Genomic DNA, 25181 nt, shown 5'->3' on the forward strand with positions numbered 1-25181 from the left:
ATGCGCCTTTGATAATATTAAAACAAAGGGCGCAAGTTTCATAAAAACGAATACAACGAATCGTCCTAAAACCCTTATAATTCAGCTTTCCCAAATTTTTCCTGTTTCGCAATGTCCGAACTTTTCGCGCCCTCCTCCATTTCCGTATCCGAACTCAACGCCCTTGCCAAAGCTTTGCTGGAAGACCATCTTGCAGGCTTGTGGATTGCTGGTGAAGTATCCAACCTGACCCGTGCCGCCAGCGGACATTATTACTTCTCGCTCAAAGACAGCCGCGCTCAGGTGCGTTGCGCGATGTTTAAGGGTGCGGCCATGCGCTTGGCGAAGCCTTTGAAAGAAGGCGACCATATCGAGGTATCAGGAAAAATCAGTATTTATGAAGCGCGGGGCGAATTTCAAATTACCGTAAATGAGGTGTGGCTCAAAGGTTTGGGGCAGCTTTACGAAGCCTATGAACGATTGAAAGCGCAGTTGCAGGCGGAGGGTGCGTTTTCGGCGGAACGCAAAAAACCGTTACCTGCCCGTCCGCAATGTATTGGCATCGTTACCAGTCTGGCGGCGGCGGCATTGCGCGATGTTGTAACCACCTTAAACCGCCGCGCGCCCGAAATCCCCGTTATCGTTTATCCAACGCCCGTTCAAGGCACAGGCAGCGAATTGCAAATTGCCCAAGCGATTAAAACCGCTTCGCAACGCGCCGAGTGTGACGTATTGATTGTCTGTCGCGGCGGCGGCAGCATTGAAGACTTGTGGGCGTTTAACGAAGAACCGGTCGTGCGCGCCATTGAAGCCTGCGCGATTCCGGTCGTCAGCGGCGTAGGACACGAAACCGATTTCACGCTCGCCGACTTTGTTGCCGACGTGCGCGCACCGACACCGACCGGCGCGGCAGAATTGGTCAGCCCCAACCGCCAAGAATCGCTACATCGTCTAGCCCAAGCGCAAGGCCGTCTGAAAACTGTTTTGGAGCAACGATATTTCGATGCCAGCCAAAAACTCGACTGGTTGGCGCGGCAAATCCGTCATCCGCGCCAAAAACTTGACGAGCAACGCGCTTCAATCAGCAAACTGGCTCAAACGCTGTCTTACTCGATGACGCAAAACCTCCGCGCCCACACCGCCCGTTTTGAACGCCAAACCCAAACTCTGAAACATTGCCATCCTGATGTTTCCGTTTACAAACACAACATCGACCGCTTTCAGACGGCCTTGTCGCATTCCTTCCGCCAGCTGCTTGCCCACCGCCGTCAAAGCCTGACCGCCCAAGCCGCATTACTCGAAGCCGTATCGCCACAGCATATTTTGGAGCGAGGTTTCTCCGTCGTCAAAAACACGCGCGGACAAGTCATCCGCAATGTCGATACGTTGAAACAAGGTCAAAAACTGCACATCACTTTTGCCGACGGCGAAACCGATGTACGCGTGACCAAAGAGCAGGCGCAGGGCGAGTTGTTTGACTGACAAAATAAAGGCCGTCTGAAACTTTATGCGATTGAAGTGAAACTACGACTGGCTTTTAAAAATCCTTAACCTGCCAATGCGGTATAATGCCTTATCTGCACCCGCAGCATATACGGAAACATTATGGACAACTCACAAAATACAGAAAATCCGATTCCTCCACGCAACTCCATCCGCAAAAACAGCATTTACCTGCTGCCCAATTCCTTTACCATCGCCGCACTGTTTTGCGCCTTCTTCGCCATTACCCAGTCCATGCACGGACGTTATGAAACGGCGGCGATTGCAGTTTTCCTTTCCATGCTACTCGACGGCATGGACGGACGCGTTGCGCGGCTGACCAACAGCCAAAGCGCGTTCGGCGAACAGCTCGACAGCCTTGCCGATATGGTCAGTTTCGGCGTGGCGCCTGCCCTGATTGCCTACAAATGGCAACTTTGGCAGTTTGGCAAAATCGGCTATTCCGTCGCCTTTATCTACTGCGCCTGCGCCGCCCTGCGTTTGGCACTGTTCAACACACTTATCGGCAAAGTCGATAAACGTTGGTTTATCGGCGTTCCAAGCCCGACCGCCGCTGCGTTGATTGTCGGCCTGATTTGGGTCAACCACAGCGTCGAGCGTTTCCTCAACGTGCATTGGTGGGCATTGGGTATCACCCTGTTTGCCGGCATTTCCATGATTGTGCAGATTCCGTTTTGGAGCTTCAAAGAAATCAATATCCGCCGCCAAGTGCCGTTTATGGGCATGGTGTTAGCCGTATTGATTCTGCTTTTGATCAATTGGGAGCCTTCGCTCGTCCTCTTCCTATTTTTCCTCGGTTACAGCCTGTCCGGTTATGTGATGGCAATCATCCGTTGGTTTAAAAAACGCCATAAAACACACAAACACGACAAGGCCGTCTGAAATGTGGTCTTGGGACATCATCCTTGCCCTGCTCGCCGTTGGCAGTGCAGCGGGCTTTATTGCCGGACTGTTCGGCGTAGGCGGCGGCACGTTGATTGTTCCCGTTGTCTTATGGGCGTTGCAACTGCAAGGCATAGGCGACCACCCCTATGCCCAGCATCTTGCCATCGGCACTTCCTTTGCCGTAATGGTGTTTACCACCTTCTCCAGTATGTACGCCCAACATAAAAAGCACGCCATTGATTGGGCGACCGTCCGCCGGATGACGCCGGGCATGATACTCGGCGTCTTCCTCGGCGCAGTAACGGCAAAATATATGCCGACGCTGGCTTTGCAGGTTTTCTTTATTGCATTTCTTACCCTTATCGCACTCAAAACCCTACGCGACTCCAAACCCACACCTTCACGCACCCTGCCTGCCCTCCCCGGCCTGACAGCCGTCGGCACGCTTTTTGGGGCTGCTTCGAGTTGGGTCGGTATCGGCGGCGGTTCTTTATCCGTCCCATTTCTGCTGTATTGCAACTTTTCGGCGCACCGCGCCATCGGCACATCTTCAGGTCTGGCATGGCCGATTGCAGTTGCCGGCACCATCGGCTATTTTGCCAACGGTTTACATGTTGCCAACCTGCCTGAAGGCGCGGCAGGCTTTATCTATCTTCCGGCCGTGGCCATATTGAGCGTTGCCACCATCCTCTTTGCGCCGCTCGGCGTAAAAACAGCTCACAAGCTGCCCGCCCGAAAACTCAAAATCGCCTTCGGTATTATGTTGCTGCTGATTGCCGCCAAGATGACTTGGAATTTGATACATTAAATCTCTCTTATAAAAAGGCCGTCTGAAAATCTTTCAGACGGCCTTTTTGATTGCAAAGCAACAAACTAAATAAAACCTTTTTACCTTACCCGATTTGCCCTATCGCAAATACAGCCAAGCGCCATATCGCCCATCCTGCCACCAACAGTCCGGCAAACAAACGAACCATGCGTTTTTGCAGAAAGGTTTTCAACTGCGCTGCAAATATGCCCATCGCGAGCAGGTTCGGCAATGTCCCCAATGCAAACGCCAGCATATACAGCCCGCCATGCAAGGCATTGCCGCTGCCCAAGGCATACAAAGACGCGCTGTACACCAAGCCGCAAGGCAGCCAGCCCCAAAGCACGCCCACGCCGAAACAGGCAGGCACCGATTTAATCGGCAGCAATTTGTTCAGCAAAGGATTCAGGCGTTTCCAGATCGGTTTGCCGATGCCTTCGATTTTGGTTGCGGCAGTCGAAATGCCGGCAAGATACAGACCGAGCAAAAGTAGCAAGACATTGGCGGCAATATACAAACCGTTTTGAACCGCGCGCGTATCGTCCAAGGAAATGCCGACCTGTCCGACCAAGCCGACCAGAAGGCCAATGACGACATAGCTGCTGATGCGCCCCAAATTCAACAATACAATCAGCCCGATTCGGTTTAAATGTGGCGGCAGCTGCAAAGCGAATGCGCTGCTCAATCCGCCGCACATACCGACGCAATGCGTTCCGCCAAAAAAACCGAGCAGAAAAAGAGTAAGAAATGTGATTTCTTGATTCATGGTTTTTAATGATTCAAACGAATGGATGAGGCCGTCTGAAACTTTTCAGACGGCCTTGAGAATGCAGGACAGGCTTTTCCACCCACCCCCTCTTCACGCTTTAGAAAAGCAATTAACTGCGTGCGCGTACGTCAAATGCCTGACGCAAACCTTCGCCGATCATGACCAGCAAAAGCAGCATCACTGTCAGCGTAGCAACGGCAGACAGACCGATCCACCACGCGTCCAAGTTGTCTTTGCCTTGCGCCAGCAACTCGCCCAAACTTGCCTGTGAAGCAGGTACGCCCAAGCCCAGGAAGTCCAAACTGGTCAGGGCAAGTACCGCACCGGAAATACGGAAAGGCAGGAAAGCCAATACCGGCGTCAAGCTATTGGGCAGGATATGGCGCCACATGATTTCACGGTTGCCCACGCCCATCGCGCGCGCCGCCAAAACGTAATCGGTCTGACGGTTTTTCAAAAACTCGGCGCGGACATAGTCGGACAAGCCCATCCAGCCGAAAAGCGACAGCAACACCAGCAAAATCAACAACCCCGGATTAAAGAACGAAGACAGGATAATCAAGAGGTACAGCTCCGGCATACCGCCCCAAACCTCGATAAAACGCTGCATCAGAAGGTCGGTTTTACCGCCGAAATAACCCTGCACCGCTCCTGCAATCACGCCAATCACGGTAGTCACCACGGTCAACACCAAGGCAAACAGCAGCGAATCACGGAAACCGTAAACCAAGCGCGCCAACAGGTCGCGGCCGCGGTCGTCCGTTCCCAAGATATGCCGTTCGGACGGTTTGGCCGGATCGGGTGCCGTATCAAAATCGTTTAAGGTATCGGCATCGTAAGGATTGGGCAGGTAAAGGGCAAAATTGCCGTCTGAAGTAATGTTGTGGCGGATAAGCGGATCCAGATAATCCGCAGGCGTATCGAAATCGCCGCCAAATGTGGTTTCGTTGTATTCGTTTACCAAGGGGAAGAAATACTCGCCCTGATAACGTATCCACAAAGGTTTGTCGTTACTCCACAAAGGCGCAAGCAAAGTGACGACAAACAAAACGGCCAAAATCCGCAAAGCCAACCAACCGCGCTTATGCTGCTTAAAGGCTTGCCAAGTAGGGTTTGAAGTAGATTTTTTCTTTTTCATGGTTCGAAACATTCTTTAATAATGGATTGAAGATATTTTCAGACGGCCTTATTTCTGTCCGCCAAAGTGAATGCGCGGATCGACCCATGAATAAGAAATATCCGACACCAATTTAGCCAGCAACCCCATCAGCGTGAACACATACAGCGTACCCATTACAACAGGATAATCACGTTTCATCACTGCCTCGTAAGACAGCAAACCCAAACCATCCAGCGAGAACAGCGTTTCAATCAACAGGCTTCCAGTAAAGAATGCGCCAATAAATGCGGCCGGAAAACCGGTAATCAGAGGAATCATGGCGTTACGGAAAATATGCTTCCACAGAATCTGTTTCTCAGGCAAGCCCTTGGCTCGCGCGGTATAAACATATTGACGGCGGATTTCTTCAAGGAACACGTTTTTCGTCAATACGGTCATCACCGCCAAGTTGCCTGCTACCGAAGCGGTAATCGGCAAAGCCATATGCCACAAATAATCTTTGACTTTACCCGCCCAAGAGAGCGTATCGAAATCATCGCCGACCAAGCCGCCCTGCGGGAACCAGGCAAAAAAGCTGCCGCCGCCAAACAACACCAGCAACACCAAACCCAAGACAAACGGCGGTACGGTATAGCCAACCAAAATGATCATACCCGTAACCGTATCAAATCGGCTGCCATCCCTGACCGCCTTGGCAATACCCAACGGAATACATATCAAATAAGTCAGGAAAAACGTCCACAAACCCAAACTCATCGATACCGGCATTTTCTCTTTCACCAGCTCAAATACAGTTTGATGGTGGAAAAAGCTCTCGCCCAAATCGAAACGGGCGAATTTCCATACCATATCGACAAAACGTGTCACAGGCGGCTTGTCGAAACCGTATAAAGCATTCAGCGCGGCCAAATCTTCCGCACTGATGCGGTTGCCGTTTTTGGCCAGAGTTCCGGGAATACTGCGCCCCGCCGTCTCACCGCCAACCGCACCCTGCGTCAGCTGCTGAACCATCTGCTCCACCGGACCGCCGGGAACAAACTGAATCACGGCGAAAGTAATCGCCAAAATCCCCAACAACGTGGGAATCAAAAGAAGCAAACGATGAAAGATATAACGCCACATGGTTAAGTGTTCCTCTATTTTTTTGATTTGAAGGCCGTCTGAAACTGCTGACTTCAGACGGCATATAGTAATGGATTAATAAGCGTTTGGACGATGATTTACTTCTCCAACGCCTCCTGCAATTTCTTCTCAATCAAATCTGCATCAAACGATTTGGCAATCAGCTCAAAGCGCGAGTCACGGCGCCACGAAACTTGGTTTGCGCCCCATTGACCGTCCACCCAGTTCAGCCATACCCATGTACCGAGCACTTGGAATACGCCTTTGGCGCGCACGAGACCGTCTGTCAATTTAGGCAGGTCGTTGAAGAAATCAGTCAGTTTTTCGCCGTCGAAATCACGCCCGGCAGGGAAAGTGAAACCTTGGGACTGGAAGCCCATGGTGTTATCCGGCAGGGCTTTGAGACGGTAGCGCGATTTTTCGACAACGGGAATATCAAGCCATTGGATGTCGAGTTGCGCATTTTGTACTTCAACCACTTTGGCTTTGGGCGGGAACAGCTTGGATGCTTTATCGTGAAACTCAGCCAGCTGCTCCGGCGTGCACAAGTCGGTTTTGCTGGCAACTAATACGTCGCAAATGCCGATTTGGTCTTTATACAAAGCCTGTTGCGCGTAATCGGGATTAATAAACTGGCGCGGATCGACAACAGTAAAGACGGCGCCGATTTCCAACATACTGTCGAGCGGCTTGGCTTTCAGTTCGTCGATAACGCTGGCGGCGTGCGCCAGGCCGCTGGCTTCAATCATCAAGCGGTCGGGTTGGGCATCGCGCAGCATTTTTTGTACGGTCGTACCCATTTGCGCACCGGCAGTACAGCACAAACAGCCGCCGGCGATTTCTGCCACGGGAATGCCGTTGTCGCTCAAGACGGCGCCGTCAATGCCGATTTCGCCAAATTCGTTGACGATGATGACCCATTTTTCATTCGGGTCTTTTTGCGCCATCAAACTTTTAAGGGCGGTGGTTTTGCCTGTTCCGAGGAAGCCTGAAATCAGGTGGACTTTAGTCTTTTTTACTTCTGACATTTTTTACAAATTCCTGTTAAAACAACATGTTCTTCTTTTAATGAGAAACCGGTTTCGGCCACGCCTGCACGCAATGCCGCCCATTCTTGGCTCAAGGTCTGCTCATCTGCCGTACCGCATTCGGTACAAACCAAAATAAACGCGCTGTGATGCGCTTCGGCTTCTTCGTGGTCATGGCAATGGTCGTTGCACTCGTGCTGCGCATGGCTGCACAGAATATAGCCGTTGACCGCCGCCACTTTGTGCAAAACGCCCTGCTCCGCCCAAAAATCAAGGGCGCGGTAGGCCGTCGGCGGCGCAACCACGCCCTCGCTTTGCTGCTGCATCTGCGACAGAACGTTGTAGGCTTTAATCACGCCGCTTTGTTTCAAAACAATATCAAGCACTTGCTCGCGCAATGCGGTTACCTGCACGCCATCGCGCTGCGCTTGTTCTAAGATTTTTTGTTTGATTGCGTTCATAACTGAAACAGCCTTTCAGACGGCCTTGTTAATAAAAAATTACATTATAACGTGTTTGTTCAATTTCAGATAACAAAGAGGCCGTCTGAAACGTTCAGACGGCCTGATGCCGATTACTTAAACCAAGATTTAATTTTTCCAAACAAAGACATGCTTTGTTTTTCAAACGTTTCTTCCTTCACCGGAGCAGGCTCATCGCGGTAAACTTTCATGCCTGCAAAGGTCTGGGCAACCGGCATGATTTCGATGGAATTGACGTTCATCCGCGCCGGACGCTGATAGAGCCACAACGCGGTATCGGCAATATCTTGCGGCTGGATAAACTCGACATTCTCATAAACCTCGGCCGCACGCTGATCGTCGCCTTTGAAACGGACATTGGAAAACTCGGTATCGCCGCACAAACCCGGTTCGATATTGGTAATGCGGATGTTTTTATCCGCCAATTCGGCGCGCAGGTTCATACTGAATTGGCGCACAAAAGCCTTAGTTGCACCATAGACATTACTGCCGGAATAAGCATAACTGCCGGCAATCGAACCCAAATTGATGATATAGCCCTGTTTGCGCGCTACCATCTGCGGCAAAATCTGGCGGGTTAGAAAAGTCAGACCGATGATATTGGTTTGAATCATGGTTTCCCAATCGCCAAAATCGGCTTTATCGGCAGAATCCAAACCCAAAGCCAAACCTGCATTGTTGATCAGGCAATCGATTTCGGATAAATGCTCGGGCAGGCTGTTCAAAGCGTTTTGAATCGACTCAGTGCGCGAAACATCCATTTCCAAAGGGTAAAACTGCTCGCCCAATTCCTCTGCCAACTGCTGCAATTTGTCTTCGCGCCGTGCCGCGCCAATGACATGATAGCCTGCCGCAACAAAAGTACGGCACATTGCCGCGCCAAATCCTGCCGATGCCCCGGTAATCAAAATTGCCATATCGTTTCCTTTCTATACTCGTTTCAGACTTGGGTTTAAGGTATGATAACGCCTTATCAGACGGCCTGAGCGTTTGGCCGGCTGATTTTAAATTTAACGATAATCATATCATTACAATAGGACACACTCCATATGAAAACCCGTTTTCTCCCTGTTGCTTTGGCAACAGTGGTGCTTACGCTTTCCGCCTGCGGCGGCAGCGGCGCGCCTTCCCAGCCTAAAGGCCCGATTTCCGAAGATCGTACGGCCGCATTCAAATCCATGATGCCCGAGTTTACCCGCATGGGCAAAATGGTCAAAGACGAAGAGCCTTACGACGTAGAAAAATTCAAACAAGCCGCCGCAACCTTCGCCGAAAACAGCAAAAAACCGTTCACCTTGTTTGAATCCGACCCTCAAGGCAACGGCCGCGCCCTGCCTGCCATCTGGACAGACACGGCAACCTTCAAAGCCGAAGAAGAAAAATTTGCCGCTGCAGTTGAGAAACTCAACGCCGCCGCACAAACCGGCAAATTGGAAGAAATCAAAGCCGCTTACGGCGAAACCGGTGCAAGCTGTAAATCCTGCCACGACACATTCCGCGGTCCGGAATAAGGCTTAAAACAATAAAGGCCGTCTGAAATATCATTTTCAGACGGCCTTTTCTTCAACTGACTTCAAATCTTTCTATATTAACTTTATATTTTGCATTTCATGTTTTTTACCGGTTTCATTTGAAACCAACGGCCCAGTTCACATATCGCAATCAAATTTTCTTATTCCGGCTATTTAAATTCAATTAAATCTCCCTTCTTCTCGACCAACCCAATTCAAATTCAGACCTACTTTATCTTTTCAGCCGGATTCATCATATGCGCTTGGATTATCTTATAAAACAAAATTTTACTTTATTTTTTAACAAATAAAAACCATTATCAAAATATTTGTAAAGTTTAATAATATGTTATACAGTAGCAACTTCGTTTCTGAGGTAACTATCATGAATCCGAATTTCAAATTAAATCTACTAACATTATCTTTACTGGCTATAACCAGTATCGCACACGCAGAAGAAGAGGTTTCAACTCAAGAGCTTGATGAAATTCAAGTCAAAGGCAAACACATTGCCAAAGAGAAAAAAGTTTTTACCGAAGGCCAAGCCAAAAGTTCGCGTGAACGCGTTTATCAATCCAGCGAAAACATCGATACCATCGTTCGGAGCATGCCCGGCGTTTTCACCCAACAAGACAAGGGATCGGGGGTATTAGCAGTCAATATCCGTGGCGATAGCGGTTTGGGACGTGTCAATACGATGGTTGACGGCGTCACCCAAACCTTCTATTCCACTTCTGCCGATGCCGGACGCAGCGGCAGCTCCTCGCAATTCGGTACGGCACTGGATCCCAATTTTATTGCCGGCGTCGATGTAACAAAAGGCAGTTTCTCGGGTGCCAACGGCATCAATACCTTATCCGGTACAGCCAATTTCCGTACTTTACGGGTGGACGATGTGGTACACGGAAACAATACCTTCGGCCTCTTGACCAAAGGATTGACCGGTACAAACAGCACCAAAAGCAACTTTATGGCAACCGGAGCAGTACAAAAATGGTTTGACAGTGGCGCACGCCTTGGTGCGTTATATGGTTACAGCCACCGTAATGTCGAGCAAAACTATAAAGTAGGCGGCGGCGGTCAGCGTATCGGCAATTTTGGCGAGGAATATTTGGACCGTAAAAAACAAGAATATTTTGAGAGCAACTTATTGAAATTCGACCACGAACAAAATCTCTGGGTTCGTGACTTTTCCAAACGCAATGCGGTCGGTAAAAGCTATTGGGACTACCCTTTCTCCAAAAAATATAACGATCCTGAAGTTTTGCAAAGAGATTATGTCGATGACTTGGAAAGAAGCTGGAAAGAGAATTTAGCACCGCAATGGGACCTGACTCCAATCGACCCGACCAGCCTGCAACAACGCTCAAACAGCCATTTGGTCAAAGTGGAATACGAAAACGACAACAACAAGCTGGACCTTCAGCTTCGTACCATGAACAACCGTATCGGCAGCCGCAAAGTAGAAAACCGCAACTACCAAGCCAATTACAATTTAAACATTGGCGATTATGTCGATTTAAACGTGTTGGCCGCCCATAATTTGGGAAAACAAAAATATCCGAAAAACTCACGTTTTTCAGGATGGGGGCTGCTTGATTATTTGGAAACCAAAAACACAGCCAATCTTTTGGATATCAACAACAGCTTTTCTTTCAAACTTCCCAAAAAAACAGATTTAAAAGCTACTGTCGGTTTCAATTTCTTTAAAAACCAATACAGTAAAAACCGCTTTCCAGAAGAGCTGAGCCTTTTTTACGACGGCCCCGATCAAGATGCCGGCCTGTACAGCTTTTTAGGCCGCTTCAAAGGCGACAAAGGAATATTTCCTCAGAAATCAACCATATTGCAACCTTCAGGCCAGCAAAAATTCAATACGTTCTATTTTGATACTTCCTTGAAAAAAGGCATTTATCAATTGAATTACAGCGCCAATATGGTCAACTACCGCTACAAAGGCGAATATACCGACTACTTCAATACCCAAGAAGACTTTAAAAAAGCATTTGGAGAAGATTCTGAAATTTATAAACAGCATTGCACGCCAAGCTGCGACCTTTACGAACCGGTTTATACCAAATCCGGTAAAAAGCATGCGGTAAACCATTCGGTGGCATTAAACATCAATGTCAACGACTACTTTATGCCGTTTATCAGCTATTCGCGTACGCATAGAATGCCGAATATTCAAGAAATGTATTTTTCACAAATCGGCGATTCGGGCGTTAATACCGCCCTCAAGCCGGAACAGGCCAATACTTACCAAATAGGCTTCAATACCTTCAAAAAAGGGATTTTCAAGCCGGACGATGTATTGGGTTTCAAACTGGTCGCCTATCGCAGCAGGATCAACAACTATATCCACAATGTTTATGGCAAATGGTGGGATTTGGATAAAGCACCCAGCTGGGTAACCAGTACCGGCCTGCAATACTCCATCCAGCATCGAAACTATGCCAAACCTGTCCATAAAAATGGTTTGGAAGTGGAAATGAACTATGATTTCGGCCGCTTTTTTACAACCCTGTCTTACGCATATCAAAAAACCAACCAGCCGACTAACTATAGCGATGCCAGCGAATCTCCCCGTAATTCTTCTAAAGAAGACCAAATCAAACAAGGCTACGGCTTAAGCAAAATTTCCCGCCTGCCCCGAGATTATGGCCGTTTTGAATTAGGGTCCCGATGGTTGGGCAATAAATTGACCATCGGCGGCATTATGCGCTATTACGGCAAAAGTACACGGGCGACGACTGAGGAGGAATTTGTTGACGGTACAACCGGTGCTAATACCTACTCTTCACATCAAATGGGCAGAAGGGTGATCAAAAAAACAGAAAGCATCAACAGACAGCCGATGATTTTTGATTTCTATGCCAATTATGAACCGAAGAAAAACCTTATCCTTCGTTTTGACATTCAAAATGCGTTCAATAAACGCTATGTCGATCCTTTGGATGCCGCAAATGATGCCGCAACCCAGCGCTATTTCAGCGTATTTGAAAGAAAAGGCGGTTTAGATGATGAGGAAGTCGAATGCGATGCCAACGGTTTATGCAATGGCAAATATGGCGGTACGACACGCTCCGTTTTGAACAACTACGCACGAGGCAGGACTTTGCTGTTTACCATCAGTTATAAGTTCTAAACCTATCTATCAGTATCTTAATATTGCACTGATTAAGCGGTAGTCAATATTGTTGCAGTATTTATGGTGTTAGTTTACGGCACCAAATATGCCTTGAATTTTTATAGCTCAATTTCAACATTAAATGATTAGGTATCGAATATGAAAAAAATAACCCTAAAATTCACCGCACTTTTGCTTGGCTCAGCTTTAGCAAGTAGTGCGTTTGCAACAGAAAATGGTCAAACTTCCTCAAGTTCTGATTATGAATTAGAGAAAGTATTGATTTTCAGCCGACACGGATTGCGTTCACCAGTGGAAAAAGATCCGCAAGAAATGGCGAAATATTCCCCGTATGCGTGGGCAAAATGGGATGTGCCATCTGGTTATCTCACGGCAAAAGGGACAGTGCTAGAAACCTATTTCGGCCAATATTTAGGACAATGGCTTGCGGATAAAGGATTATTAACGACAGATCGTTGTGCATCGGGTGAAGGTATTTTCGCTTATGCGAATGGAGTGCAACGCACCATTGCAACAGGTCAGGCCATTGTGGCGGGAGCTTTTGCAGGCTGTAATGTTCAACTGCAACATCACGGTGAAATTGGTTCAGAAAAAGATCCAATTTTTAACACGCAGGCGCACAATCCAAGCCAAGCTTTGATTGAATCTGCAAAAAATAACGTTGATTTAACCGCTTTACAGCAAAAATTAGCGCCAAATTATGCGCTATTGAGTGAAATCATCGATTATAAAAATTCACCAAACTGCTTGCAAAAAGGCGAATGTGATTTAGGTGGAAAAGTCGGTGAATACAGTATCAAAGACGGCAAGTCGGTCAAGATTACTGGTTCTATCAGCACCGGGAAGAAAATTGTCAGTGCATTATTGCTCGCACATTATGTGGGTAAGCCTGATTCTGAAATTGCAAACGGTCGTGTGGATAGCCAAGAAAAATGGCGCGCAATTAACGAAATTAAAAACGAATATTACCGCACTTTATTTAAAAACAATGAAGCGTTAGCACAAAATGCATCATATCCGTTATTGGCATTTATTCAGCAGCAGCTAAATAGCGAAAATAAAATTAACTTATTGGTTGGACACGATTCTAATATCGTCGCTCTGCTGGCTGCATTAGGTGTTGAGCCTTATGAATTAGATGGTTCATTGGAAAATATCCCAATCGGTGGCAAGCTGCTATTTGAAGTATGGAAGCACAAACCAAGTGGTAAGCTCAAATTTAAGTTGGATTATGTGTATCAATCTACCGAACAGCTGATTAACACCACGCCATTAAGTTTAGCGACACCACCAAACCAAACAGCTTTAACGCTCAAAGGCTGTGAAAAAGATGAAAAGGGCTTTTGTGATTACGAGCGTTTTCAACAGGTGTTGAGTGAGGGTATTAAGAACGGTAAGAAATAGCATTCATGCAACCCTATGAAAAATACTTAAAAGAGAATTCGCAGAAACTGCGAGTGGATCAAACGGAAAAGCCGGCAAACGTAATGTTTACCGGCTTTTCTCAATATATTCTCAAAATTTTCTTCATCTATACACCTGCCCTTTCGGGCAGGTTTTCAATAATGACGGATTACAGGCCGCTCAGACGGGCAGTATCGTGTGCAATCATCAATTCTTCATTGGTAGGAATCACAACGGCAACAGCTTTGCTGTCGGTAGTGGTAATCACACCGGCATTGCCGAAGCGGGCTTTCAGGTTGGCTTCTTGGTCAATGTGCAGACCGAGGAAGCCCAAGTAACCCAATACGCGTTCGCGGATGATGTCGGAGTTTTCACCGATACCGCCGGTGAAGACCAATGCGTCCAAACCGCCTGCCGCTACTGTCATGCTGCCAATGTATTTAGCCAAGCGGTAGATGAAGATTTCTAGAGCCAGTTTGGCACCTGCGTGGCCGTTGGCAGCTTCTTCTTCGATGGTACGGCAGTCATTGGACAAACCTGAAATACCGAGCAGACCTGATTTTTTGTTCAGCATTTCGGTGATTTGGGCGATGGTCATGTTGGCATTTTCAGCCAAGAAGCTGAACACTGCGGGATCGATGTCGCCGCTGCGGGTACCCATTACCAAACCTTCCAGCGGGGTCAGGCCCATGCTGGTATCGCGTGATTCGCCGTTGGCGACGGCGGTAATAGATGCGCCGTTACCCAAGTGGGCAATCACCATGCGCAGGTCTTTTTTGTCTTTGCCGAGGAAACGGGCGGTTTCATCGGAAACGTAGCGGTAGCTGGTACCGTGCGCGCCGTAACGACGCAAGCCGTATTTTTCATACAGTTCATGTGGAATAGCGTAGGTGTAGGCATGTTCCGGCATGGTTTGGTGGAAGGCGGTGTCGAATACGACAACGTTAGGCAGACCTTTGAAGATGCTTTGTGCGGCACGCAGACCCAAGAGGTGCGCAGGGTTGTGCAGGGGAGCGAGCGGGATACATTTTTCGATGCCAGCGATAACTTCGTCGTCAACGAGGATGGATTCGCTGTACAGTTCGCCGCCGCTGACGACGCGGTGACCGATGGCGCCGATGCGGCTGTCGAGACCGTGGGCTTTGAGTTCTTCCATCAGGGCTTCAACTGCGCCGGTGTGGTCAGGCTTGGCAGACAGGTCGACTTTATGTTTTTCGCCGTTGAATTTAAAGGTGATGTAGGCATCAGGCAGATTGAGTTTTTCTGCCAGGCAGCTCAGCAATACTTCGCCGCTGTCGTTATCCAATACGGCACCTTTGAGAGAAGAGCTGCCGCAGTTCAAAACCAAGATTAATTTTTGTGTCATTTTATGCTCCTTGAGGTTTCAGACGGCATTTTTTGTCGGGGCCTTACTGCTGCTCCGGCTGGGTTGCACCCCTTGTGGGACGTAGTGGGTAGCGGTCTGAACAGATTAACAAAGTAAACGTCGTATTCTAACAAAAAATGTAATCGGCTGCTTGACTTAATATTTGATGTAAAATGGACGGAATTTTATTTTAGGCCGTCTGAAAAAATGACGGCGGTTTTGAAGATTTCCCGATATGCATTATTTCAGTATCCACACTCAAGACGGCGAACACGCCGGATTTTTTATTATGTTGGCAGATGATGAATCGCAAAATCCGCCGCAAAGCGGACGCTTCGCAATCAAGCTGCAAAGCGAAGACGCAGCCGAAGCAGCGGTATTGTCGCCTTTTGAGCAAACCGATATCCCACAATACTGGCGCGTGGTCAAAGACCGTATCGAATTGTTTTTTGAAGATAAAAATATCGGTGCGTTGCGCAACGAATACCTGACCATCAGCGGTAAAACCTTTATCCTGACCGATTTGACCGGAGCGATGTAATGGAAAGTATGTTTATCCTTGTCCCCATCAGCATTATTTTGGCCTTTATCATCGGTTGGTTTTTCTGGTGGTCGGGTAAAAACGGACAATTTGACGACCTTGAAGGACCTGCGCACCGCATTTTGATGGATGACGACTCCACTGAAAAACTGATCGAAAAAGACGAAGACAAAGAATCCAAACAATGAGCCTTAAAAAAGACAATCTGAATTTCCACACGACCCGCCGTTTTGCGCCGCTCTTTGGGACGCAGTTTTTGGGCGCGTTGAACGATAATATGTTCAAAACCGCATTATTCGTGATGATCAGTTTTTACGGTTTGGGTAAAAACGACTTTCTGCCGCCCAGCCAAATGCTGAATTTGGGCGCAATGCTGTTTATTCTGCCCTACTTCCTGTTTTCCGCACTGTCAGGACAGCTGAGCAACAAATTCGATAAAGCCGTTTTAGCGCGCTGGATCAAGCTGTTGGAAATCATCATTATGGCAGTGGCAGCATATGGCTTCTATATTCAATCCGCGCCTTTGCTTTTAATCTGCCTGTTTTGCATGGGTACGCAATCGACTTTGTTCGGCCCTCTGAAATATGCCATTTTGCCCGATTACCTCAACGACAAAGAGCTGATTATGGGCAACAGCCTGATTGAATCGGGTACGTTTATCGCCATTTTGCTCGGCCAAATTTTGGGCACCGCAGTCGCAGGTGTTCCGCCGTATATTGTCGGCAGTTTGGTGTTATTGGTCGCCATCGGCGGTACGATGACCAGCCTGTTTATGCCGTCTGTACCCGCTAAAATGCCGGACACAAAAATCGAATGGAACATCATCAAAGGCACGAATTCACTGATTCGTGAAGCGGCGGCCAATCGTCCCGTATTCACGTCCATCATCGGTATTTCATGGTTTTGGTTTATCGGCTCGGTTTATACCACCCAACTACCGACGTTCACGCAAATCCATTTGGGCGGCAACGATAATGTGTTCAACCTGATGTTGGCGCTGTTCTCCATCGGTATCGCCATCGGCTCGGTGTTATGCGCCAAACTCAGCCATGAGCGCCTGATTTTGGGCTTGGTTACCATCGGCACTCTGGGGCTGACGGTCTGTGGATTATTGCTGGTGTGGCTGACCCAAGGCCAACGCTTTACCGAATTAAACGGCATTATTTGGTTTTTATCGCAAGCCAAGGCGTATCCGATTATGCTCGTGATGTCGGCCATCGGCTTTTTCGGCGGCTTCTTCTCCGTACCGCTCTACACTTGGCTGCAAACTGCCAGCAGCGAAACCTTCCGCGCCCATGCTGTTGCCGCCAACAACATCATCAACGGCGTGTTTATGGTGTCGGCTGCCATTTTGAGCGCGGTTTTGCTGATGTTGTTCGACAGCATCACGCTGCTGTATTTGATTGTTGCCGTAGGTAATATTCCGTTGATTGTTTACCTCATCAAACGGGAACCGAAATTTATCGGGGATTTGACCGCTTTGTTGAAAATCAGCAAATAAGGCCGTCTGAAATGTCTCCCCACCATGCACATTTTCACTGTTCAATCGCGTGGACAGTTTGTGCATAAATCAGATTACTGTCTGATTTAACATTAAAAAACACATCTGCCTAAATTTTAAGCACAACTTTACCGCCAAACAAAATGCACATTTCCCCTAAATAAGCATGTGCAAAGGCTGTGAATAAGTAAACTTAACAATTGATATTTCAAAGCAAAAATATATTTGATTAATTTTTAGGCAGTTTATTAAAGGCCGTCTGAAACCTTTTTCAGACGGCCTGAGAGTATAATAACTACCTACCTAATAGTTCCCAAACGATATGATTTATCCATGGCATGAAACCCAATGGCAACAGCTCGCCGCCCATTGGCAAAACCGACCTAACGCTTGGCTGTTTACCGGCAAAGAAAATACCGGCAAAACCGAGTTTGCCCGCTTTGTCGCGCAGGCATTGCTGTGCGAATCGCCCAAGTCCGGCCATGAACCCTGCGGCGAGTGCGCTTCGTGCCATTTGTTCAGCCAAAACACGCATCCCGACTTTTACGAACTCACGCCGGAAATGCCCGAAGGCGAGGCAACGGGACGCAAACTCCTGCAAATCAAAATCGATGCCGTGCGCGATATTGTGGAAAACATTTACCTGACCGCTGTCCGAGGCGGCCTGCGCGTGGTATTGGTACATCCGGCGGAAAGCATGAATACACAGGCGGCAAACGGTTTGTTGAAAGCTTTGGAAGAACCGCCGCAACACGTCGTTTTCCTGCTCGTTACCCATGCGCGCGACAAACTCCTGCCCACCATCAAAAGCCGTTGCCGCCAGATGGTGCTGCCCTCGCCTACCCATGAGCAGGCTGCGGCATACCTGCGTCAACAGGGCGTGGAAAATGCCGAAGCCTTGTTGGCATTCCACAGCGGCGCGCCTTTATTTACACCGACTCCCGAATTGGACGCATTGCGTGAAGAGTTGCTGACGCTGTTAGCTGCACCGCGCCTGTTGGCTATACTCGACTACGCCGCCGCGTTCGACAAACAAAAACAACCGCTGGCCGTTTTCATCGACTGGCTGCAAAAGTGGCTGATGGATGTCGGCTTGGCACAACAAAGCATGACGCCGCTTTATTATCCGCACCATGCCCAAGCCCTGCTTCAGACGGCCTCTAAAACCGATTCACGCAAGCTGTTTGCCCTATTGGGCCGTCTGAACGCGCTCAACCCTTACGGATACCATACCTTGAGTGTTAAAATGCAGCTTGAGTATCTGCTTATCGAATATTTAGATTTTTGGCAAAACAAACCCTAACAGGTAATCAATGATGAATAAAAAAGACATTCCGGCGAAGATGTTGGCTTTGCAACTCAAAGACCCCAATCTGTTGTACAACTGCTATATGCCGTTTTTAGAACACGGCGGACTGTTCGTACCGACCGATGACGTATTCTCCCTAGGCGAAGACATCCTCTTGGCCGTAGAAATCGCCGACTATCCCAAACGTTTCCTGCCAACCAAAGTCGTTTGGATCAATCCGGCGCGCACTTCGGCTCACCGCCCTAAAGGCGTAGGTCTTGCATTCTCCGAACACGAAAGCTGCCTGCAGGCAAAAAACCTGATCGAAGCCGAGCTTGGCCCGCGCCTGCGCAGCGACCGCACTACTTTTACCCTGTAATACCATGTATTTAATCGACTCACATTGCCATCTCAACTTTGACGGCTTAAAAGACCGCCTACCCGAAGTCTTTGCCAATATGGAAGCGCAAAGCGTCAAACAGGCGCTTGCCATCAGCGTCAGCAAACAAAGTTTTGCCGAAGTCTTCGACATTGCTCAGGCAAATGACCATATCTACTGCACCATCGGCATACATCCCGACAGCCAAGAAGCGGAAGAATTTACCATTGCCGAAATGGTAGAAGCGGCCAAACATCCGAAAATCGTCGGTATTGGCGAAACCGGTTTGGACTATTACTGGTGCAAAGGCGATTTGTCATGGCAACATCAACGCTTTGCCGACCATATCCAAGCCGCCAACGAAAGCGGCCTGCCCGTTATCGTCCACACGCGTGATGCAGCCGAAGACACATTGCGGATTTTGAAAGAGTGCCACACCAACTCCGGCGTGATTCACTGCTTCTCTGAAGACGTCGCCTTTGCCAAAGTCGCTTTGGATTTGGGCATGTATATCTCCTTCTCCGGCATTGTAACGTTTAAAAATGCACCGCTGATACAGGAAGCCGCCAAATACGTCCCTGCCGACAGAATCTTGGTAGAAACCGATGCGCCCTTCCTCGCGCCGGTTCCCAAGCGCGGCAAACAAAACGAGCCGTCCTACGTCCGCTATACGGCTGAGTTCTTAGCCAATCTGCGCGGCGAGAGCTTGGAAACATTGGCACAAAACACCAGCGACAATTTCTATCGCCTGTTTAAGAAAGTACCCGATGGCCGTCTGAACAACGGTTAAGCCTAGAGCTTCTATCATCTGCTCTGCCTACCCGTCATCCGGGTTCTGCCTCAAACACGGCAGTAAACTCAAAATGGCTTGAGACAGAAACGCAATTGGCTTGCGCTATCTTCCGAACGGCAGACTTTTGAAGAATGCGAATATTCTCATCAACACAATAAATAAGTTTAAATTCAAAATATTGCTTTCCTAAGCCCAGCAAAGCTCAAGGCCGTCTGAAAGTATTTTCAGACGGCCTCTTGCTTATTTTACCGATAGGATGTAAAACCTATCCTTCGAAATAAACGGTTCATCGAAACCGTACATCAATCGACACAATATGGACACAAACTCCGAAATGCACACCCACCCTAATTTTTACGCTATGCTGACTGCAGCCTGCCAAAAAAACGGTAAAGGCACGGTCATTTTCAACGACAAAGAAAAAATCAGCTATTCCTCCCTCAAACGCGAAGTAGAAACCGTCGCCGCCTATCTGCAACACCAAGGCGTACAATATGGCGACAGGGTCGCCCTTGTCGTTTCCAACTCTCCCGAATTTATTGCCGCCTATTTCGCCATTACTTCCATCGGCGCGGTAGCCGTCCCACTCAACGTCTTTTTGAAAAGCGAAGAATTTTCCTATATCCTCAATGACTGCGGCGCACGCTTTATGTTCGCCTCCGCGCCGTTGGCCAAAGAACTCAAAAACATCAAAACCAAAACCAAAGTCAATAAAATCATCTGGATTGGTGAAACCAACGCCGCCAGTGGCGATGACAGCTATTTCGATGCCGCGCGTACATTCCCCGGCAAGCCGAATCTGAGCCGTCAGCCGTCCGTCAACGATTTGGCGCACATTATCTATACATCCGGCACAACTGGCCACCCAAAAGGCGCATTAATCAGTTACAGCAACCTGTTTTCCAACCTTTCGGGCATCGAACAAATTTTCCAAATTTCAAGCAAAGACCGCTTCGTCGTTTTCTTGCCCATGTTCCACAGCTTTACGCTGACCGCCATGGTTTTGCTGCCGATATACAAAGCCTGCTCGATTATTTTGGTCAAATCCGTCTTCCCGTTCTCCAACGTGTTGAAACAGGTTTTGCTCAAACGCGCTACCATTTTCCTCGGCGTACCGGCTATTTACACCGCCATGAGCAAAGCCAAAATTCCTTGGTATTTCAGATGGTTCAACCGCGTCCGCCTGTTTATCAGCGGCGGCGCGCCTCTGGCCGGACAAACCATTGACGACTTCAAAGCCAAATTCCCGCGTGCCAAATTACTGGAAGGCTACGGCTTGAGCGAATGCTCGCCCGTTGTTGCTGTCAATACGCCTGAGCGCCAAAAAACCGCCAGCGTCGGTGTCGCCCTGCCCGGTTTGACCGTGAAAGCCGTCGATGACGAATTGATCGAAGTGCCGCGCGGCGAAGTGGGCGAACTCATCATCAAAGGCGGCTCAGTCATGCAGGGCTACCTCAATATGCCTGACGCCACAGATGAAACCATCGTCAACGGTTGGCTGAAAACCGGCGACTTCGTCACCATAGACGAAGACGGCTTCATCTTCATCGTTGACCGCAAAAAAGACCTGATTATCTCCAAAGGCCAAAACGTCTATCCGCGTGAAATCGAAGAAGCCATCTACAAACTCGAAGCCGTGGAAGCCGCCGCCGTAATCGGCGTGAAAGACCAATACGCCGATGAAGAAATCATTGCCTTTATCCAACTCAAAGAAGGCATGAAACTGGAAGAAGCCGAAGTCCGCAGCCACCTGCGCGGCCTGTTGGCAAACTTTAAAATCCCCAAACAAATCATCTTCCAAGACGAGCTGCCGCGCAATGCGACCGGCAAAGTGTTAAAACGCAAACTCAAAGAACAGTTTCAAGACTAAACCGCTGTTTCAGACGGCCCCTTGATTCATGCAGGCCGTCTGAAAACCTGTCATCAACAAACTTTTCAGACGGCCACAACCATGACGACACCGATACTCGAAATCGAAAACCTAAACGGCTCCTTTCCGAGCAAGCAAGTCCTGCACGATATCAACCTGACCTTGCAACCCGGCCGCAAACTGGCATTGGTCGGCGAGAGTGGCAGCGGCAAAACCGTATTGTCGCAAGGCATTATGCGCCTGAATCCGATGGTTAGCTTTGAAGGCCGTCTGAAATATTGCGGAACCGATCTGCTGACCCAGCCCGAACGCGCCCTGCAAAAACTGCGCGGCCGCGAAATCGGCATGGTGTTTCAAGAACCCATGACCGCCCTCAACCCTGTCATGCGCGTCGGCGAACAAATCGCCGAAGTCCTGTCCCTGCATTTGGGTTTGGATAAAAAACAGGCATGGGCGCGCGCTATCGAACTCCTGGACGAAACCGGCATCCACCAGCCCGAGCAAAAAGCCCAGGCCTATCCTTTCCAACTTTCCGGTGGCCAACGCCAACGCGCCATGATTGCCATGGCCGTATCAGCCCAGCCCAAGCTCCTGATTGCCGACGAACCGACCACTGCTTTAGACGTTGCCGTTCAAGCCCAAATTCTCGACCTGCTCTCACGCCTGCAGGAAGAACACGGCATGACCATGCTCTACATTACGCACGACTTGAACCTTGTGCGCCGTTTTGCCGATGATGTCGCCGTTATGCGTAACGGCCGCATCCTCGAAACCGGCAAAGCAAACGAAGTCTTCGCCAATCCGCAGCACGAATACACCAAAATGTTGCTCAACGCCGGCACAACGCGCCGAGTGGCTCCATTGCCTGAAAACCCTGCCACCGTCCTTAAGGCCGAACAAATCGCCTTTTCCGTCAAAGAATCAGACGGCTGGTTTAAAAAACGCGACAAAATCATTCTCAACCCCGTTTCTTTCGATCTCAAATCGGGGGAAACATTGGGCATTATCGGCGAAAGTGGCTGCGGCAAAACCACGCTGGCAAAAGCCGTTATGCACCTTATCGATTCCGAAGGCAGCCTGAACATCAACGGCGAGCCATGGCGACACGAATTGCGCCGCGAAATCCAAATGGTGTTCCAAGACCCGTTCGGCGCATTCAATCCGCGCATGAACGTCTTTGATACCGTTTCCGAAGCCTTGCGCGTTCACGAACCTGAAATGCCGCGCGAAGAAATGCGCCGCCGCGTTCAAGAAGTCCTCAAACAAGTCGGCCTGCCCGAAGACGCACTCGAACGCTATCCGCACGCATTCTCCGGCGGCCAGCGCCAACGCCTCGCCATCGCCCGCGCCATCATTGTCCGCCCGAAAATCCTCGTTTTGGACGAACCAACCAGCGCGCTTGATGTCCAATGGCAACAACAAATCCTTGAATTGCTCAGCGGCCTGCAAAAAGAATACGGCCTCGCCTTCATCATCATCAGCCACGACCTCGCCGTCATCCGCGCCATTTCCCACCGCGTGATGGTGTTGAAAGACGGTAAAATCGTTGAAGAAGGCGAATGTGAAAACGTGTTTGCCAATCCAAGCAGCGACTACACGCGCCATTTGATTGCACACTCCGGCCACATGGTTCAAGAGGCCGTCTGAATCTTTAAAGATTACGATAGGCGCATTTCAAAAAAACTATTACCTAGTGGCGGCACTTGAAATTTTCCCTGTCTGCCACTATTCTGAACAACATATTCATTAATCCCGATTTAAAAGGAAACAAACATGAGCAGCGAATTGATTATCCACGCCAGCGATGCCAGCTTCGAACAAGACGTTTTGAAATCCGACGTACCTGTATTGCTGGACTTCTGGGCACCATGGTGCGGCCCTTGCAGAATGATCGCCCCAATCTTGGACGACATTGCCTCCGAATTCCAAGGCCGTCTGAAAGTCGTTAAAATCAATATCGACGAAAATGAAGTCACTCCTGCCAAATTCGGCGTTCGCGGCATCCCTACCCTGATGGTGTTCAAAAACGGCAAAAACGTTGCAACCAAAGTCGGCGCATTGGCTAAAGGCCAACTGACTGCATTCGTTGAAGCTTCTATCGCTTAAGGCTTTAAGCATATAAAAAGGCCGTCTGAAAACAATTTTCAGACGGCTTTTTTTGTATTCATTAAGCAGCCAATGGTTTCAAAATCAGGCTGGCATTTTCAGCCTTCACTTTAAACAGCAAATCAATATTCGGATGTTTGCCCGGATTGGCTTCGGCATCGGCAACATGCTCGGCAAACCATGCCAAGCCGCGTTCTGCCGCCGCTGCGTCCAGCTTGCCGTCAAACTCTTGCGCCAAAGCATGGTAAAGCTTGAGCGAGCCTTGTTTGCCGGGTGCATTGGGAATGTGATGAACCACATTGCCCTCTTTATCGAGAATATCCAAGCCGCTCAAATGGTCGATGGCAGGCATGGTGGCCAGATTATCTTGGAAGCTCATGATTGTCCTTTCTGATGTGGGTTTTAAAGCAAACCATATAACAAGGCCGTCTGAAAGTTGATGTTTGACACTTTTCAGACGGCCTTAAACATTTCAATTAACGTGTACCGAAAATCTTATCGCCGGCATCGCCCAAGCCTGGGATGATGTAGCCGTGTTCGTTCAAGTGGCTGTCGAGCGCGGCAGTGTAGATGGTTACATCAGGATGCGCCTCGTTGACGGCTTTCACGCCTTCCGGTGCGGCAACCAATACCAATGCTTTGATGTTACGGCAACCTTTGGCTTTCAAAAGGTCGATGGTGGCAACCATAGAGCCGCCGGTCGCCAACATTGGGTCGATAATCAGCGCGGGACGTTCGTCCATGCTGTCGACAAATTTTTCAAAATAAGAAACCGGTTTTAGCGTTTCTTCATCGCGCTGCAAGCCGACAACGCTGATTTTGGCAGTCGGAATCAGGTCGAGTACGCCGTCTAGCATACCCAAACCGGCACGCAAAATCGGGACGACGGTCAGCGTTTTGCCTTTGATGCGGTCGCCTTCAATAGAGCCGCACCAGCCGTCAATAATGTATTTTTCAATTTCAAAATCACGGCTGGCCTCATATGCCATCAGACGTGCCAACTCGGTGGTAAGCGTGCGGAATTTGTAAGTGCTGCAATCCGCTTCACGCATCAGCGTGAGTTTGTGGCGGACTAAAGGGTGGTTGATAACGGTAACGTTCATGTTGATTTTCCGAATTGCGTTGATGGAGAGGGATTATACTTTTTTTCGCATGGCGCGCAAAGTGCGTATTCACGCGAAAGGCCGTCTGAATCAGGGTTTCAGACGGCCTTTGTCAACAATTTTACATTACGGAATATTGTGGATAATTAAGCTTTCAGCAATTCTTGCAGTTCGCCGGCTTCGTACATTTCCATCAAAATGTCAGAACCGCCGACAAATTCGCCATTAACGTACAGTTGAGGAATGGTCGGCCAATCGCTGTATTCTTTAATGCCTTGGCGTACGGCATCGTTTTCCAATACGTTGACAGTCACATAGTCGGTGCAACCTGCCGCATTCAGGATTTGTACGGCACGGGAAGAGAAGCCGCATTGCGGGAATTGCTTCGTGCCTTTCATGAACAATACGACGCGGTGGGTGGTTACGACTTCTTTGATTTGATCGTGGATAGAGGACATGTGTATTCCTTTTA

The 25181-nt window shown here is 48.9% G+C and carries 25 protein-coding genes; 15 read left to right on the forward strand and 10 right to left on the reverse strand.

The annotated features are described in order from the left end of the window. Positions 1–111 precede the first annotated feature (111 nt). The 3 genes from xseA (at position 112) to O3681_RS03985 (ending at position 3175) form a co-directional block, all read left to right on the forward strand. Complete coding sequence (xseA, locus tag O3681_RS03975; RefSeq protein ID WP_371459333.1) at positions 112–1461, forward strand: exodeoxyribonuclease VII large subunit; 1350 nt, start codon at positions 112–114, stop codon at positions 1459–1461. Between the two features lie 123 nt (positions 1462–1584). Then, positions 1585–2364, forward strand: a complete 780-nt coding sequence (gene pssA, locus O3681_RS03980; protein ID WP_371459334.1) for a CDP-diacylglycerol--serine O-phosphatidyltransferase — start codon at positions 1585–1587, stop codon at positions 2362–2364. Between the two features lies 1 nt (position 2365). Then, on the forward strand, positions 2366–3175 hold the full coding sequence (locus O3681_RS03985) for a sulfite exporter TauE/SafE family protein (RefSeq protein ID WP_371459335.1): 810 nt from the start codon (positions 2366–2368) through the stop codon (positions 3173–3175). 85 nt (positions 3176–3260) lie between these two features. Here the strand turns inward: O3681_RS03985 and O3681_RS03990 are convergent, their stop codons facing one another. From O3681_RS03990 to O3681_RS04015, 6 genes are all read right to left on the reverse strand, one after another. Next, complete coding sequence (locus O3681_RS03990; protein WP_371459336.1) at positions 3261–3941, reverse strand: sulfite exporter TauE/SafE family protein; 681 nt, start codon at positions 3939–3941, stop codon at positions 3261–3263. A 112-nt stretch (positions 3942–4053) separates the two neighbouring features. Further along, positions 4054–5094, reverse strand: a complete 1041-nt coding sequence (locus tag O3681_RS03995) for an ABC transporter permease (protein WP_371459337.1) — start codon at positions 5092–5094, stop codon at positions 4054–4056. A 36-nt stretch (positions 5095–5130) separates the two neighbouring features. After that, positions 5131–6186 (reverse strand): ABC transporter permease subunit, encoded by a 1056-nt coding sequence (locus O3681_RS04000; protein ID WP_300481710.1) that lies wholly within the window; start codon positions 6184–6186, stop codon positions 5131–5133. A gap of 98 nt (positions 6187–6284) precedes the next feature. After that, complete coding sequence (locus O3681_RS04005) at positions 6285–7214, reverse strand: GTP-binding protein (protein WP_371459338.1); 930 nt, start codon at positions 7212–7214, stop codon at positions 6285–6287. Next, complete coding sequence (locus O3681_RS04010) at positions 7202–7675, reverse strand: Fur family transcriptional regulator (RefSeq protein WP_049329244.1); 474 nt, start codon at positions 7673–7675, stop codon at positions 7202–7204. The genes O3681_RS04005 and O3681_RS04010 overlap by 13 nt, the downstream gene beginning before the upstream one ends. Positions 7676–7788: 113 nt before the next feature. Next, positions 7789–8613 carry an SDR family oxidoreductase gene (locus O3681_RS04015; protein WP_070633432.1) on the reverse strand — a complete coding sequence of 275 codons (825 nt, stop codon included), beginning with the start codon at positions 8611–8613 and terminating at the stop codon, positions 7789–7791. A gap of 132 nt (positions 8614–8745) precedes the next feature. Between O3681_RS04015 and O3681_RS04020 the strand changes: the two genes are divergently transcribed. The 3 genes from O3681_RS04020 to O3681_RS04030 all read left to right on the forward strand — a co-directional run bounded on the left by O3681_RS04020 (position 8746) and on the right by O3681_RS04030 (position 13762). After that, positions 8746–9207 carry a cytochrome c gene (locus tag O3681_RS04020; protein ID WP_107810825.1) on the forward strand — a complete coding sequence of 154 codons (462 nt, stop codon included), beginning with the start codon at positions 8746–8748 and terminating at the stop codon, positions 9205–9207. A 385-nt stretch (positions 9208–9592) separates the two neighbouring features. After that, complete coding sequence (locus tag O3681_RS04025; RefSeq protein WP_371459339.1) at positions 9593–12355, forward strand: TonB-dependent receptor domain-containing protein; 2763 nt, start codon at positions 9593–9595, stop codon at positions 12353–12355. A 141-nt stretch (positions 12356–12496) separates the two neighbouring features. Further along, positions 12497–13762 (forward strand): histidine-type phosphatase, encoded by a 1266-nt coding sequence (locus tag O3681_RS04030; protein ID WP_036490205.1) that lies wholly within the window; start codon positions 12497–12499, stop codon positions 13760–13762. Between the two features lie 169 nt (positions 13763–13931). Here O3681_RS04030 and O3681_RS04035 read toward each other — a convergent pair whose 3' ends face one another. After that, a complete protein-coding gene (locus O3681_RS04035; protein WP_371459340.1) occupies positions 13932–15128 on the reverse strand; it encodes an acetate kinase in 1197 nt (398 codons plus the stop codon). Positions 15129–15363: 235 nt separating this feature from the next. Between O3681_RS04035 and O3681_RS04040 the strand changes: the two genes are divergently transcribed. The 9 genes from O3681_RS04040 (at position 15364) to trxA (ending at position 23606) form a co-directional block, all read left to right on the forward strand. After that, positions 15364–15669: a hypothetical protein gene (locus O3681_RS04040; RefSeq protein ID WP_371459341.1), complete on the forward strand. Its 306-nt coding sequence runs from the start codon at positions 15364–15366 to the stop codon at positions 15667–15669. After that, positions 15669–15857 (forward strand): cbb3-type cytochrome oxidase assembly protein CcoS, encoded by a 189-nt coding sequence (ccoS, locus tag O3681_RS04045; RefSeq protein ID WP_003681462.1) that lies wholly within the window; start codon positions 15669–15671, stop codon positions 15855–15857. Before O3681_RS04040 ends, ccoS begins: the two co-directional genes overlap by 1 nt. Beyond that, the gene (locus O3681_RS04050) at positions 15854–17170 is read left to right on the forward strand and encodes an MFS transporter (protein WP_107723475.1); all 1317 of its coding nucleotides are present in this window, start codon (positions 15854–15856) and stop codon (positions 17168–17170) included. Before ccoS ends, O3681_RS04050 begins: the two co-directional genes overlap by 4 nt. Before the next feature lie 322 nt (positions 17171–17492). Then, entirely contained in the window at positions 17493–18473 is a 981-nt protein-coding gene (locus O3681_RS04055) for a DNA polymerase III subunit delta' (RefSeq protein ID WP_107723476.1), read from the forward strand. A gap of 10 nt (positions 18474–18483) precedes the next feature. Continuing rightward, complete coding sequence (locus O3681_RS04060; RefSeq protein ID WP_003682949.1) at positions 18484–18837, forward strand: PilZ domain-containing protein; 354 nt, start codon at positions 18484–18486, stop codon at positions 18835–18837. 4 nt (positions 18838–18841) lie between these two features. Next, positions 18842–19627, forward strand: a complete 786-nt coding sequence (locus O3681_RS04065; protein ID WP_107723477.1) for a TatD family hydrolase — start codon at positions 18842–18844, stop codon at positions 19625–19627. 319 nt (positions 19628–19946) lie between these two features. Further along, positions 19947–21500 (forward strand): fatty acid--CoA ligase, encoded by a 1554-nt coding sequence (locus tag O3681_RS04070; RefSeq protein WP_371459342.1) that lies wholly within the window; start codon positions 19947–19949, stop codon positions 21498–21500. An 81-nt stretch (positions 21501–21581) separates the two neighbouring features. After that, positions 21582–23147: an ABC transporter ATP-binding protein gene (locus tag O3681_RS04075; RefSeq protein WP_371459343.1), complete on the forward strand. Its 1566-nt coding sequence runs from the start codon at positions 21582–21584 to the stop codon at positions 23145–23147. A gap of 126 nt (positions 23148–23273) precedes the next feature. Beyond that, complete coding sequence (gene trxA / locus O3681_RS04080; RefSeq protein WP_004520846.1) at positions 23274–23606, forward strand: thioredoxin TrxA; 333 nt, start codon at positions 23274–23276, stop codon at positions 23604–23606. Between the two features lie 61 nt (positions 23607–23667). On the opposite strand, the gene O3681_RS04085 is transcribed toward trxA, so the two are convergent. The 3 genes from O3681_RS04085 to grxD form a co-directional block, all read right to left on the reverse strand. Beyond that, on the reverse strand, positions 23668–23985 hold the full coding sequence (locus tag O3681_RS04085; RefSeq protein ID WP_188213688.1) for a DUF2322 family protein: 318 nt from the start codon (positions 23983–23985) through the stop codon (positions 23668–23670). 97 nt (positions 23986–24082) lie between these two features. Continuing rightward, complete coding sequence (gene upp / locus O3681_RS04090) at positions 24083–24709, reverse strand: uracil phosphoribosyltransferase (protein ID WP_003746048.1); 627 nt, start codon at positions 24707–24709, stop codon at positions 24083–24085. Between the two features lie 146 nt (positions 24710–24855). Beyond that, positions 24856–25167 carry a Grx4 family monothiol glutaredoxin gene (gene grxD / locus O3681_RS04095; RefSeq protein ID WP_003681608.1) on the reverse strand — a complete coding sequence of 104 codons (312 nt, stop codon included), beginning with the start codon at positions 25165–25167 and terminating at the stop codon, positions 24856–24858. Positions 25168–25181: the final 14 nt, after the last annotated feature.

Source organism: Neisseria sp. 27098_8_158 (assembly GCF_041433145.1).
Taxonomy (GTDB): Bacteria; Pseudomonadota; Gammaproteobacteria; order Burkholderiales; family Neisseriaceae; genus Neisseria; species Neisseria subflava_E.

Bases quoted from the DNA above. Each gene is read 5' to 3' on its own strand.
- O3681_RS03995 (WP_371459337.1), bottom strand. From the start codon at position 5,094: ATGTTTCGAACCATGAAAAAGAAAAAATCTACTTCAAACCCTACTTGG.
- O3681_RS04060 (WP_003682949.1), top strand. From the start codon at position 18,484: ATGATGAATAAAAAAGACATTCCGGCGAAGATGTTGGCTTTGCAACTC.
- O3681_RS04020 (WP_107810825.1), top strand. From the start codon at position 8,746: ATGAAAACCCGTTTTCTCCCTGTTGCTTTGGCAACAGTGGTGCTTACG.
- O3681_RS04025 (WP_371459339.1), top strand. From the start codon at position 9,593: ATGAATCCGAATTTCAAATTAAATCTACTAACATTATCTTTACTGGCT.
- grxD (WP_003681608.1), bottom strand. From the start codon at position 25,167: ATGTCCTCTATCCACGATCAAATCAAAGAAGTCGTAACCACCCACCGC.
- O3681_RS04015 (WP_070633432.1), bottom strand. From the start codon at position 8,613: ATGGCAATTTTGATTACCGGGGCATCGGCAGGATTTGGCGCGGCAATG.
- O3681_RS04085 (WP_188213688.1), bottom strand. From the start codon at position 23,985: ATGAGCTTCCAAGATAATCTGGCCACCATGCCTGCCATCGACCATTTG.
- O3681_RS04050 (WP_107723475.1), top strand. From the start codon at position 15,854: ATGAGCCTTAAAAAAGACAATCTGAATTTCCACACGACCCGCCGTTTT.
- O3681_RS04065 (WP_107723477.1), top strand. From the start codon at position 18,842: ATGTATTTAATCGACTCACATTGCCATCTCAACTTTGACGGCTTAAAA.
- upp (WP_003746048.1), bottom strand. From the start codon at position 24,709: ATGAACGTTACCGTTATCAACCACCCTTTAGTCCGCCACAAACTCACG.
- O3681_RS04030 (WP_036490205.1), top strand. From the start codon at position 12,497: ATGAAAAAAATAACCCTAAAATTCACCGCACTTTTGCTTGGCTCAGCT.
- O3681_RS04005 (WP_371459338.1), bottom strand. From the start codon at position 7,214: ATGTCAGAAGTAAAAAAGACTAAAGTCCACCTGATTTCAGGCTTCCTC.
- O3681_RS04010 (WP_049329244.1), bottom strand. From the start codon at position 7,675: ATGAACGCAATCAAACAAAAAATCTTAGAACAAGCGCAGCGCGATGGC.
- O3681_RS04040 (WP_371459341.1), top strand. From the start codon at position 15,364: ATGCATTATTTCAGTATCCACACTCAAGACGGCGAACACGCCGGATTT.
- pssA (WP_371459334.1), top strand. From the start codon at position 1,585: ATGGACAACTCACAAAATACAGAAAATCCGATTCCTCCACGCAACTCC.
- ccoS (WP_003681462.1), top strand. From the start codon at position 15,669: ATGGAAAGTATGTTTATCCTTGTCCCCATCAGCATTATTTTGGCCTTT.
- O3681_RS04070 (WP_371459342.1), top strand. From the start codon at position 19,947: ATGGACACAAACTCCGAAATGCACACCCACCCTAATTTTTACGCTATG.
- O3681_RS03985 (WP_371459335.1), top strand. From the start codon at position 2,366: ATGTGGTCTTGGGACATCATCCTTGCCCTGCTCGCCGTTGGCAGTGCA.
- O3681_RS04035 (WP_371459340.1), bottom strand. From the start codon at position 15,128: ATGACACAAAAATTAATCTTGGTTTTGAACTGCGGCAGCTCTTCTCTC.
- trxA (WP_004520846.1), top strand. From the start codon at position 23,274: ATGAGCAGCGAATTGATTATCCACGCCAGCGATGCCAGCTTCGAACAA.
- xseA (WP_371459333.1), top strand. From the start codon at position 112: ATGTCCGAACTTTTCGCGCCCTCCTCCATTTCCGTATCCGAACTCAAC.
- O3681_RS03990 (WP_371459336.1), bottom strand. From the start codon at position 3,941: ATGAATCAAGAAATCACATTTCTTACTCTTTTTCTGCTCGGTTTTTTT.
- O3681_RS04055 (WP_107723476.1), top strand. From the start codon at position 17,493: ATGATTTATCCATGGCATGAAACCCAATGGCAACAGCTCGCCGCCCAT.
- O3681_RS04000 (WP_300481710.1), bottom strand. From the start codon at position 6,186: ATGTGGCGTTATATCTTTCATCGTTTGCTTCTTTTGATTCCCACGTTG.
- O3681_RS04075 (WP_371459343.1), top strand. From the start codon at position 21,582: ATGACGACACCGATACTCGAAATCGAAAACCTAAACGGCTCCTTTCCG.